At 67.5% G+C, this 11,568-nt stretch carries 12 protein-coding genes; 7 read left to right on the top strand and 5 right to left on the bottom strand.

Features of this window, described 5'->3' with window-relative positions; translation table 11 throughout:
* Both AC1D2F_RS21950 and AC1D2F_RS21945 read left to right on the top strand, forming a co-directional pair.
* Window positions 1–659 (top strand): AMP-binding enzyme (locus AC1D2F_RS21950; protein WP_476967696.1); only part of this gene is annotated, 659 nt, incomplete at its 5' end.
* A 1-nt stretch (window position 660) separates the two neighbouring features.
* Window positions 661–1,065, top strand: coding sequence for an SRPBCC family protein (locus AC1D2F_RS21945; protein ID WP_476967695.1), 405 nt, complete (start codon window positions 661–663; stop codon window positions 1,063–1,065).
* Between the two features lie 29 nt (window positions 1,066–1,094).
* On the opposite strand, the gene AC1D2F_RS21940 is transcribed toward AC1D2F_RS21945, so the two are convergent.
* Window positions 1,095–2,072, bottom strand: a complete 978-nt coding sequence (locus tag AC1D2F_RS21940) for an SMP-30/gluconolactonase/LRE family protein (protein ID WP_476967694.1) — start codon at window positions 2,070–2,072, stop codon at window positions 1,095–1,097.
* A 187-nt stretch (window positions 2,073–2,259) separates the two neighbouring features.
* Here AC1D2F_RS21940 and aroQ point away from each other — a divergent pair, with 187 nt between their 5' ends.
* The gene (gene aroQ, locus AC1D2F_RS21935) at window positions 2,260–2,733 is read left to right on the top strand and encodes a type II 3-dehydroquinate dehydratase (protein ID WP_229995209.1); all 474 of its coding nucleotides are present in this window, start codon (window positions 2,260–2,262) and stop codon (window positions 2,731–2,733) included.
* Between the two features lie 2 nt (window positions 2,734–2,735).
* Window positions 2,736–3,899 carry a DUF2332 domain-containing protein gene (locus tag AC1D2F_RS21930; RefSeq protein ID WP_476967693.1) on the top strand — a complete coding sequence of 388 codons (1,164 nt, stop codon included), beginning with the start codon at window positions 2,736–2,738 and terminating at the stop codon, window positions 3,897–3,899.
* 35 nt (window positions 3,900–3,934) lie between these two features.
* Here AC1D2F_RS21930 and AC1D2F_RS21925 read toward each other — a convergent pair whose 3' ends face one another.
* On the bottom strand, window positions 3,935–5,119 hold the full coding sequence (locus tag AC1D2F_RS21925; protein WP_476967692.1) for a MarP family serine protease: 1,185 nt from the start codon (window positions 5,117–5,119) through the stop codon (window positions 3,935–3,937).
* 215 nt (window positions 5,120–5,334) lie between these two features.
* Here AC1D2F_RS21925 and AC1D2F_RS21920 point away from each other — a divergent pair, with 215 nt between their 5' ends.
* Window positions 5,335–6,012, top strand: coding sequence for a Crp/Fnr family transcriptional regulator (locus AC1D2F_RS21920; RefSeq protein ID WP_011693220.1), 678 nt, complete (start codon window positions 5,335–5,337; stop codon window positions 6,010–6,012).
* 248 nt (window positions 6,013–6,260) lie between these two features.
* On the opposite strand, the gene AC1D2F_RS21915 is transcribed toward AC1D2F_RS21920, so the two are convergent.
* Genes AC1D2F_RS21915 through AC1D2F_RS21905 form a run of 3 tightly spaced genes read right to left on the bottom strand, consistent with a single transcriptional unit; the run spans window position 6,261 to window position 7,937 of the window.
* A complete protein-coding gene (locus tag AC1D2F_RS21915; RefSeq protein ID WP_229995206.1) occupies window positions 6,261–7,172 on the bottom strand; it encodes an NUDIX hydrolase in 912 nt (303 codons plus the stop codon).
* Between the two features lie 16 nt (window positions 7,173–7,188).
* The gene (locus AC1D2F_RS21910; RefSeq protein WP_476967691.1) at window positions 7,189–7,779 is read right to left on the bottom strand and encodes a RidA family protein; all 591 of its coding nucleotides are present in this window, start codon (window positions 7,777–7,779) and stop codon (window positions 7,189–7,191) included.
* 2 nt (window positions 7,780–7,781) lie between these two features.
* On the bottom strand, window positions 7,782–7,937 hold the full coding sequence (locus tag AC1D2F_RS21905) for a DUF4177 domain-containing protein (protein WP_009359196.1): 156 nt from the start codon (window positions 7,935–7,937) through the stop codon (window positions 7,782–7,784).
* Window positions 7,938–7,974: 37 nt separating this feature from the next.
* On the opposite strand from AC1D2F_RS21905, the gene AC1D2F_RS21900 reads away from it, so the two are divergent.
* Window positions 7,975–10,245: a transglycosylase domain-containing protein gene (locus tag AC1D2F_RS21900; RefSeq protein WP_229995204.1), complete on the top strand. Its 2,271-nt coding sequence runs from the start codon at window positions 7,975–7,977 to the stop codon at window positions 10,243–10,245.
* 3 nt (window positions 10,246–10,248) lie between these two features.
* Entirely contained in the window at window positions 10,249–11,196 is a 948-nt protein-coding gene (locus AC1D2F_RS21895; protein ID WP_364746369.1) for a metallophosphoesterase, read from the top strand.
* The last annotated feature ends 372 nt before the right edge of the window (window positions 11,197–11,568 follow it).

Raw genomic sequence — 11,568 nt, 5'->3', positions numbered from 1 at the left:
GCGTCACGGCCACCAAGCCCGGCTCGGCCCAAGTCCCGCTGCCCGGCATCGCCGTGGACGTCGTGGACGAGCTCGGCGAATCGGTGCCCAACGGCCACGGCGGCTTCCTGGTGATCCGCGAACCGTGGCCGGCCATGCTGCGCGGGATCTGGGGCGACCCGGAGCGGTTCAAGGAAACGTACTGGTCCCGCTTCGAGACCATGTACTTCGCCGGCGACGGCGCCAAGAAGGACGAGGACGGCGACCTCTGGCTGCTGGGCCGGGTCGATGACGTGATGAACATTTCCGGCCACCGGCTCTCCACCGCCGAAATCGAGTCCGCCCTGGTGTCCCACCCCGCGGTGGCGGAAGCCGCCGTCGTCGGAGCCGCGGACGAGACCACCGGCCAGGCCGTCGTCGCCTTCGTGATCCTTCGCGGGGATGCCGTGGACTCCGGCGACACCATCGTCCAGGAACTCCGCAACCATGTGGGCAAGGAAATCGGTCCGATCGCCAAGCCCAAGACCATCCTCGTGGTTCCCGAACTGCCCAAGACCCGGTCCGGGAAGATCATGCGCCGCCTGCTCAAGGACGTCGCGGAAGGCCGCGAGGTCGGCGACGCGACCACCCTGGCGGACAACACAGTCATGGCCCAGATCGCGCAATCGCTGAGAAAGTGAAATGACTTTCGAGGTGTCGCGCCGGATCGCCGCGTCCACGGAGGACGTCTGGGCCTTGCTCACCGAGACCTCCAGGTGGCCGGACTGGGGGCCGTCGATCACCGGCGTCGAGCCGGTGGCGGCCCGGCCCGGTCCGGCAGCCGGGCCCGGATCCGGAGGGCTTGCGTTCTGCAGCCGCGGCAAAGTCCGCACTGTCCTGGGTGCGGCGCTGCCGTACACCGTGACAGCGTTTGAGGCCGGTCGGTACTGGTCCTGGTCGGTGGCCGGGATCCCGGCAACCGGCCACCGGGTCTTTCCGCAGGACGGAGGCTGCCTCGTCACCTTCACGGTCCCGTGGTGGGCGCCGGCCTACCTTCCGGTGTGCGCCCTGGCGCTGCGGCGGATCGAGCGCCTCGCAACAGGATAGGGACTCGTCCCGCCGGTTGACCCGGTACCTCAGCCGCGGGAGCGGGCCGCGACGAGGACCACCTCGAAGCTGCTTGCTGCGGGGGTGGCGAATTTCGCGTTGACCAGGGCGAGAGTATTGCCGAACAACGCCGCCGTCGTCGGGACATCGAAGTTCTTGCTGGAGATCACTTCCTGTACCTCGCCGCTGCGCAGCGACCCCTTCAGGTCGATCCGGCTGACCTGGTTGAGGAAGTTCTGCACGGCCCAGAGGGTGTTACCACGGACGACCAAGCCGTCCACGTTCGTCACGGTGACCGGGGCCCCGGAGGAGTCCGTGACATCGATCAACCTGTTCGATCCGTCGTCCGGGTCCACGCTGTAAAGGGCGCCGCGGCCGAAGTGGGCGACGATCAGCAGGTGGCCATTCTTGGCGGCGGCGATGCCGTTGAGGTTAAACCCCTCGTCCACGGTGCCGGCGGGTGCGTCGAGCGCCAGGGTGCGGGCGTCGCCGGGTATCCCGTCGCGGCTGATCGGGATCCGGTAGAGCTCACCGGCGCGGGAGTTGGTGAACCACGCGCCGTCGTGGGTCAGGGTGACGTCATTGATGAAGCTGGCACCTGCAGGCGCCAGATCGTAGACTCTCACGGTTTTCTTGGTCTCCAGGTCATAGACATAGGCCTGGCCGGTTTCGCCGCCGGCGACGAAGAGCAGGTCGTTGTCCCGGTCGACCTTCATGCCGACCGCTGCCCGGCCCTCCGGCGCCGTGATGAACAGTTTTGCCTTGCCTTTGTCAATGTCTCCCCGGAAGATGTTCCCGTTGAGCAGGTCGCCGGCGAAAAACGTGTCGCCCTCCCCTGCGGCGATGCCTTCAGCACCGGTGGCGCCGGGGAGTGTGATCACCGAGGTCCGGTCATCCCGGTCCGCTCGGGCGGCGGTGGCCAGAGGCGCCGGCACGAGGAACGCCGCAAGGGCGAGGATGCCCACGGCGGCCCGGCGGATTGGTTTTCCTGCATGAATGTTGCGCATGATGTGCTCCGAGATCGGGCTTACCGCGCGAGCTGACCAGTACGGGAGCTCCGCACGATGGTCCTTTCAGTTTAGGCAGGCGGGCCGGTGCGGGCCAGAGCCGGCCGGTCGCTTCCGGGCGGTCATCTGCGTTCCGTTTCCGCCGCCGGGGCGGCAGCCGGCGACGCTACGCGATACATTGTCAGACATGACTGAAGCCACCCCCGCCGGCGCAGGCCGCGGCACCATTCTGGTACTCAACGGACCCAATTTGAACTTGCTCGGCACCCGCGAGCCGGAGAAATACGGGACGGCGACGCTGGCCGACGTCGAACAGCTCGCCAAAGACGCCGGCGCGGCACACGGCCTGGACGTGGAGTGCTTCCAGTCCAACCACGAGGGCGCCCTGGTGGACGCCATCCACGCCGCGCGCGGGAAGGCGGTAGGAATCGTGATCAACGCCGGCGCCTACACGCACACGTCCGTGGCCATCCGGGACGCCATCTCCGCTGTTGCCCTGCCGACGGTCGAGGTGCACATCACCAATGTTCACGCCCGCGAGGCCTTCCGGCACCATTCCTACCTTTCAGACATCAGCAAGGCCGTGATCGCCGGCGCCGGGATCCTGGGCTACCGCTTCGCGGTGGAATACCTCGCCGGACTGCACGCGGACCAGGACTGAGCATGTCCCCCACGGAGTCCGCGGCGGCGTCCGGGGACTCGGCCGCCGATTCGGCCACGGATTCGGCTACGGATTCGGCTACGGCGCAGTGGTACCGGCACTTCGGCTCATTCGAGGCCCCCGGTTCCTCCCCGTGCTACGCCGCGTGGGCCGTGGGGATCGCCGGGGACGCCGAGCTGATCCGGCGGATCGATCAGTGGCCGCACAACAAGCGGCAGCCGCTGCTGATCCTCGCCGCGGCACGGTTCCTCGGCGCGCAGGTCAGCCCCTACCGCGATTTCCGGACCTTCCTGGACGATCGCTGGACCGAGGTTTCGGAAATCGTGCTCTCGCGGTCCACGCAGGCGAACGAGGCCGGACGCTGCGCCGCCCTGCTGCCGTCACTCGCACAGATTTCGGCCGTGGAGGGCCGCCCGTTGGCCCTCATCGAGGTGGGCGCCTCGGCCGGGCTGGCTTTGTTCCCTGACCGCTATGGCTACGAGTTTGTCGGCGCACGGGCGGACGCCGGCGCGGCGGGTGGTGGCGCGGCGGACGCCGACGCGGCGGAATCGGGCGCCGACCCGGCGGAGGCCACGGAAGCACGGACGACGCGGCTGGTTCCGGCCGGTGCCACGCCGGGCACGTTTCCTGTCCTGCACTGCGTCACCTCGGGCCCGGTGCCGCTGCCGGCGGAAATTCCCCGGGTGGCATGGCGTGCCGGGATCGATCTCAACCCCCTGGACGTGCGCAACCCGGACGACGTCGCCTGGCTCGAAGCCCTCATCTGGCCGGAGCAGGAGTTCCGGCTCGAACGGCTGCGCCAGGCGATCGCCATCGCCCAGGAACGGCCGCCGCTACTGGTGGCCGGCGACCTCAACGAACAGCTCGTGGCACTCGCCGGCCGCGCCCCGGCCGACGCAGCCCTGGTGGTTTTCCACAGCGCCGTGATGGGGTATCTGGATGCCGGCGGCCGCTCCAAGTTCCGGCGCACCATGGGGGATCTGGCGGCCGAGCGGGGCTGCCACTGGCTTTCGAACGAAGGCCACACGGTAATTGCGCAGGCGGACGGGTCCAATGTGGTCCCGGAAATGGATGACGCCCGGCTCCGCGGCCGGTTCCTGTTGCTGCAGGACGGCCAGCCGGCGGCCATTACGGGCCCGCACGGGCAGAGCCTGGAGTGGCTTTAGCCTGGGTATGGCTATGGCCTGTGCGGGCCGTCCGGCTATTTCTTGATGCACTGTCCGGAGGAGACGGCACTGCCCAGACCCGGCGCCTGGGCTGCCACGGGCCCGAGATCAGCCATGGTGATCGCAAAACCGAGCGAGGACTCGGTGGTGGCCTTGGCAAAGACCACGCCCGCCACCTGCCCGTCCATGGTCAGGAGCGGGCCGCCGGAGTTGCCCGGCTGCACGTCGCCGGCGATCCGGTACACGTCCTCGGGTGAGGCGTTATTGCCATAGATGTCGGGTACCAGCACGGTAGCGATGTCCTGCACCGTGGCCGGTTTGGACTGGAAGGGCCCGCCGTGCGGATAACCGGCGAAGGCCGCGGCACTGCCGGACGGCAGGTCAGCGGCCAGCGCGAGGGGTTCCGAGCGCAGGCCTTCCACCGCCACAACGGCGAGGTCGTGCTGGGAGTCAAAGTAGACGACGCGCCCGGGCAGCGCGCGGCCGCCGGGCGTCTCCACCACCGGCTCGTCGACCCCGGCGACCACGTGCGCGTTCGTCACCACCCGCCCGGGGGCGACCACAAACCCGGTTCCGGTCTGGTTCTGGCCGCACTGGTAGGCCGTTCCGGCGATCTTGAGTACGGACGCGGCAGCCTTGTTCAGCGCCGGCGTGTCTGTGCTGGTGTCTGGAACGGCTACGGGCTGGCCCTGGCCGAAGCCGTCCAGCAAGGTGGGGATGCCCTCGCCGATCACGGTGGAGCGAAGCTGGGCCATCGATGCCTTGACCGGCGTCGGCGTCACGCCGTCGATGAACCTGATGACTTTGGACTCCGCGAGCTGCTGCGACACGAACGGCACGCCCAGGGCCCCGATGCTGAATGCCAGCATCGACATCACGAGGGCGGAGACCACCACGTTTACGCCTCCGCCGACGAGGCGGTCCGCCGCGCGGAGGGGGCTGAACGGGACCACGCTGCGGATTTGCCGCCCGATCATGGTGCCGAGCCCGTTGCCCACGATCATGAGCAGGACGGCGGTGGCAACGATTGCCGTCAGGCGCCAGCCGCTGTCCTCCACAAGGCCGCTGACGATGGGAACGGACACGAAGGCGGCGACGGCGCCGGCCGCGAATCCCGCGATGCCTCCGAGCGTCACAAGGAAGCCGTTGCGAAGACCGTGGATCAGGTAGGACAAGAGCGCCACCACCAACGCCAGGTCCAAAATGGTCAAGCCAAACACCGGGGCTCCTCACAGACAGTTCAGCGACGATTGTACCGGTGTAAGCTGAACGTTTGCCGACCGGGCGTTAGCCTGCGCAGTGATCTGCGCGGACTTCCCGAGTCGTGCGCTTTCGGCCCCTTCGGGCGTTTCGGTGCCAACTACGTCACAGAAGCTCCAAAATTCTGAAAGAATGGCTGAAGCGCCCCAGCCGACACAGTTAGTCAGGAGATTTCATGGATATCGAGGTATTGCGCCGCGCTCCCCTTTTCGCCACGCTCGACGACGAGGCGTTCCGTCTGCTGACGGACGAACTTACCGAGGTGGACCTTTCACGCGGTGCCTCGGTATTCCGGGAAGGCGATCAGGGTGACCAGCTCTACTTCATCGTCTCCGGCAAGGTGAAGCTCGGCCGCACGTCACCGGACGGCCGCGAATCACTGCTGGCCATCCTCGGCCCGGGCGAACTTTTCGGCGAAATGGCGCTTTTCGACCCCAGCCCGCGAACGGCCACGGCAACCGCCGTGTCCGAGACGCGTCTGGCCGGCCTGAAGAACGAGAGCCTCAACGCGCTGCTGCGCACCCGCCCCGAGGTTTCGGCCCAGCTGCTGCAGGCCCTGGCCCGCCGCCTGCGCCGCACCAACGACTCCCTCTCCGACCTCGTCTTCTCCGACGTGCCGGGCCGTGTGGCCAAGGCGCTGCTGGATCTGGCCGACCGCTTCGGCCGCCCGGCGACCGACGGCGTCCTGGTCGCCCACGAACTGACGCAGGAAGAGCTCGCCCAGCTGGTCGGCGCCTCCCGCGAAACGGTCAACAAGGCCCTCGCTGAATTCGTGCAGCGCGGCTGGCTGCGCCTGGAAGCGCGCGCCGTCGTCATTCTTGACATGCAGCGCCTGCGCCAGCGTTCCCGCTAGGAATCCGCAGCAGCAACCACGAAGGCCGGCCCCGGGAACGGGACCGGCCTTCTGTCGTTTTCCCCGGGGCTTCGTCCGCCTGCTTGTCCGCGGGACATGTCCAGCTCCGGTGGCGAGGGCTGGACATAATGCCACTATGTCCACTGGACCGGGCCAGGGAAGGGCATGTCCCGGGCCGGCACACGGCAAGAAGGGACATGTCCACTGGACCGGGCCAGGGAAAGGCATGTCCAGTGGTGCGGAGGGACCTAGCGTTCCCGCTGGGGTTCGCCGGCAATCGTCTTGGCGGCTTCGACTTCGAGCATGAGCCGGCCCTCTTCCTCGACGAGCTTCGGCTGGTAGACGTGGGCCTTGCGCTTGTAGCTGAGGTAGGCGATGCAGCCGTTGGCCTTGGCCATCTTCTCGAGCATGATCTCCGAGCCGGGCACCAGGAGTTCGCCCAGGGTGCGGCCCACGGTGTTCTCCTGGTCCACCTCATCGCCAAGCACGGTGCTGTCCCGCTCGCCCACGACTTTCCGGACGCACACCCAGCGGCCCCAGACGCCCTTGCTGGCCAGCAGCGAGGGCTGCTGGTTCACGGGCACGGTGGCCGCGAAGTAACGGGTGTTGAACCGGCGGTGCGCAAAATCGGGGCTGAGCCAGTTCACCAGGGGCTTGAGCAGGTCGGTGCGCAGCGAGAGTCCGCGCTTGGCGAGCAGGTCGGTGAAGGACTTCTCCTGCTCCGCCACGGCTTCGCGGGCGCGCATCCAGTCGGCACTGGAGGTCAGTTCCACCGTGGTGGACAGGTCGGGGCCGGCCAGCAGGATGCCGGTCTCCTCAAACAGTTCCCGGATGGCGCCGACCACGTGGCGGCGCGCCAGCCCGACGTCGGACGTCCCCATGTGCTCGGCCCAGTGCTGCGGCGAGGGGCCAAGCCAGCCGACGGCGTCGTCGTCGGACGCTTCCAGCGATCCGCCGGGGAAGGCGAGGACACCGAGCGGGGAGGACCCGGTCCGGTAACCGAGCCAGGTTTCCAGGCCGGTGGGCGAGTCCCGCAGGAGGATCACCGAGGACGCCAGGCGGGGCGCGCGGGGCGTCCGCTCACCGTGTTCAATCCAGCTGCGGGCTGCTCCCTCGAGATCGGGGGGCAGAACGAAAAGGCGACGTGCTAACTGAGGCAACGAAGTGACCGGCCTTCTAGGCGAATTCGGCGATCAGTTCGACTTCGACGGGCGAGTCGAGCGGCAGGACGGATACCCCGACGGCGGAACGCGCGTGCTGGCCGGCGTCGCCGAGGACCTGGCCCAGCAGCTCCGAGGCGCCGTTGATAACGCCGGGCTGGCCGGTAAAGGAAGGGTCGGAGGAAACAAAACCGACAACCTTGACGATCCGCGTGATGCGGTCGAGGTCGCCGATCACGCTCTTGACGGCAGCCAGGGCGTTGACGGCGCAGACGGCAGCGTAGGCCTTCGCGTCTTCCGGGGAAACCGTGGACTCGTCGGCGGCGCCGGCTGAGCCGGCGGAGACCTTGCCGGTGGCTTCGAGCTTGCCGTTGATGAACGGCAGCTGCCCGGAGGTGTAGACGTGGTTGCCGGAAATGACGGCCGGAACATACGCCGCGACCGGGGCCGCGACGTCAGGGAGCGTCAGGCCCAGCTCGGCCAGGCGCTGTTCGACGGCGGACGACGCGCCCGTTCGGCCGGCGTGGCCCGCTGCGGAGGCGCTGTCCTTGGAGACGTTTTCCGCGCCCGCCGGCGTGGCCGGAAAGGCTTCTGAGGGGGTGTTCATGGCTACTGCTTCTCCCGCTTCAGGTAGGCAACCAGGCCGTTTCCGTCAGGGCCCGGAACAACCTGGACGAGCTCCCAGCCGTCCTCGCCCCACTGGTCCAGGATCTGCTTCGTGGCATGGATAATGAGCGGAATCGTGGCGTACTCCCATTTGGTCATGACATAAAGCCTAGTCGTTGCCGGTAAAGTGGAAAACATGGCGACTGGCAAGAACCCTTTATTTGACACGGCCACCACCCTCGGAAAGATCTTTCTTTTCCTGGGCGTGAGCGCCATTTGTGGCGTCCTGGTGGCGGGTCTCCTGGTCCCCGCGGCGGCCGTTTCGGGCAGCGCGGCGAGCGGTTCGATCCAGTTCTTTGACACCCTTCCCGCAGAGTTGAAGGTCGATCCGCCGAGCCAGTCGACCACGATCCTGGCCTCCGACGGCAGCGTGATCGCCAACCTCTACGCGGAAAACCGCACCCGTGTGTCGCTGGACCAGATGTCCCCGCACATCAAGGACGCGATCATCGCCATCGAGGACAGCCGCTTCTACGAGCACGGCGGCGTGGACACCACCGGCATCCTGCGCGCCCTGGTGAGCACCGCCCGCGGCAACAAGCAGGGCGCGTCCACCATTACCCAGCAGTACGTGAACAACGTCATCAACTCCTCGCTGGAGGCCGAAGGCAAGGGCGACGAGGTCCTCCTCAACGGCGTCAACAAGGGGGTCGGGGACAAGCTCCGTGAAATGAAGCTGGCCATCGCGCTGGAGAAGAAGTTCACGAAGGAGCAGATCCTCGAGGGCTACCTGAACATCGTGTTCTTCAACCGGGACGCCTATGGCATCGAAGCCGCATCCAAGTTCTTCTTCAGCACCACGGCCAAGGACCTGACCCTTGCGCAGGCGGCACTGCTGGCAGGCGTCGTGAACAGCCCCTCGTACTACGACCCGATCACTAATCCGGAGAACGCCAAGGTCCGTCGCGACCTCGTGCTCAGCGCAATGCTGACCCAGGGCAAGATCAAGCAGGCCGACTACGACGCAGCGGTCGCAACGCCGGTGGAAACCAAGGTCACCCAGCCCCGCCAGGGCTGTGCCTATTCGCAGACGGCGCCGTATTTCTGCGACTATGTGCTCCACCTGCTCCTGAACAACCCGGCCTACGGTGCCGACGCCGCCGAGCGTGAGCGCAAGATCTTCCGCGGCGGCCTGACCATCAAGACCACGCTGGACCCGAACGCCCAGGCCGTGGCCCAGGGTCAGGTTGACGCTTCAGCCGGCGCGAACCCTGACAAGTGGGGCGCCTCGCTAGTGTCCGTGCAGCCGGGCTCCGGCAAGATCATCTCCATGGCCCAGAACACCGTCTGGTTCCCGGCCGAGGGCAAGTTCGACCAGACCCAGAACTTCAACGTGGACAGCCAGGACGCCAAGGGCAACGACCTCAATGGCCTCGGCGGCTTCCAGCCCGGCTCCACCATGAAGCCCTTCACGTTTGCGGAGTGGCTCAATGAGGGCAAGTCGATGAGCACGCAGCTCAACGGCGCCGTGCGCCGGTATACCCAGAACTTCCCGTGGCGGAACACCTGCCCGGCACCGACCGTCGGCTGGTATGACGCGACGAACGGCACCCATGACCTGCAGAACGCGGAGGAGGGCTACTACAAGTACATGTCGGTCGTTGACGGCCTGGCCAACTCCATCAACACGATCACTTTCGCCACTGCGGCCCAGGTGGACCTCTGCGGTATCCAGAAGATCGTCGATGCCGTCGGCATCCACGGCGGCCTGCCGAGCGCGGACAACCCCAACCCCCAAGTGCCAATGACCACTCTCGGCAACCTCATCGGGTCCACCCAGACGGCGCCGCTGACCATGGCCAGCGCGTTCGCCACCTTCGCCAACGACGGCAAGTACTGCGAGCCGATCGCCATTGATTCGGTGACGGACGCAACCGGTGCCCAGCTGCCGGCCCAAACACCGAACTGCAGGGACGCGATCAAGCCCGAGGTGGCCCACGGCGTCGCGTACGCCATGCAGGAAGTGCTCAACCGCGGCTCGGGCTCGCTGATCCAGCCCCGGATTTCGACCCGGACCACCTTCCCCATCGCCGCGAAGACCGGAACCAACGACACCAACAGCTCCACGTGGGTGGCGGGCTACACCAAGGGCCTGGCGACGGCCACGTGGTTTGGCGATCCCCTGGGCAACCAGCAGCGCGCCGGCCAGAACGTCACGATCAACGGCAAGTTCTACAAGGGGATCGACGGTTACATGATCGCCGGACCGCAGTTCTCGAACTACATGGCCCAGGTCGCGCCGGCCTACGGCACCGATCCGTTCCCGGCCCCGCCGTCGAACCTGCTGAACGCGCCGGCCCCGGAAGCGCCGCCGCGGACGTCCACCCCGACGGAGCAAAGCACCGAGCCGGCCACGGAACCGTCCGCCGACCCGAAGCCGTCACCGACAAAGTCCAGCAGGAAGTAGCCGATGACCCGGGGGAATGATCTGGCAAGCCGCGTCCGAAGCATCGGACGCGGCTTTGCCGTGACCGCTGCGATCGGGACGGCGGCCGGGGCGGCCGCTGCAGGCTACGGGCTGTGGGAGAAGAACCAGTTCGTGCTCAGGGAGGAAACCCTCCCCATACTGCCTGCGGGTTTCGGCCCGTTCCGGGTCCTGCATCTCTCCGACATCCACTTCGTGCCGGGCCAGCACCGGAAGGCGCGGTGGCTGTCGTCCCTGGCGGAGTTGAGGCCGGACCTCGTGGTGAATACGGGCGACAACCTCAGCCATGCCAAGGGCGTTGACCCCCTCGTGGCGGCCCTGCGTCCCCTGTTGGAGTTCCCCGGAGTGTTTGTCCCCGGCTCGAACGACTACTTCGGCCCGCGAGTCAAGAACCCCGCCTCATATTTGCGCGGCCCCTCGGCCCAGCGCAAAGACCCTGAGAAGCTCGACTGGCCCCGGCTGCGCTCCGAATTCGGCATGTCAGGCTGGGTGGAACTGACCAACCGCTGCCAGTCCGTCGTGCTGAAGGGCATCCGCTTCGATTTTTCCGGCGTCGACGATCCCCACCTGCGCCTGGAACGGTATGCGGGCTGGCCGCGCGGCACCAAGGGCCGGGACGCCGACCCGCACCTGCGCATCGCCGTGGCGCACGCTCCCTACCAGCGGGTCCTCGACCACTTCACCGAGGCTGGCGCCGACCTCCTCCTGGCCGGCCATACCCACGGTGGACAGATCTGCGTCCCGGGATACGGGGCACTGGTCACCAACTGCGACCTTCCCACCTGGCGGGCCCGGGGACTGCACACCTGGGAAAGCAACGGCAGTACGACGCCGGTGAACGTCTCGGGGGGCATCGGCACCTCCCGCTTCGCCCCGGTCCGCATAGCCTGCCGGCCCGAAGCCGTCCTGCTCACGCTGACCTCCCGCGCCTAAGCCTGCCCGCCTTCCGGCCTCACGGGTGGACATGCACCCCGCCCCGCGCCGCCGCCCGCGGGACATGCCCTCCCCTCGCGCCTAAGCCTGCCGCATCTAGGCCTGCCGGCCCTCCGGCCTCACGGGTGGACATGCCCTCCGCCCGCGCCGCCGCCCGCGGGACATGCCCTCCCCAGACCGCGAGCGTTGGGCATGGACCCACAATGCCCACCCGCTGCACCCAAGACTGGACATGTCCCACGGGGGCTGCACCTAAGACTGGACATGTCCCGCGGTCAGCGCGCCGCCCGGACCCCATTGCGGATCGTAATGACTGGGCGAGATGCTGGGAGCGCTGAACAACGTGTGAATCCGGTCACTTGATGGCCTAGG

The organism is Arthrobacter sp. P1_B3 (assembly GCF_056406615.1).
The sequence above is the reverse complement of the archived record's forward strand: the minus strand, read 5'-3'. Positions and strand labels throughout refer to the sequence as shown.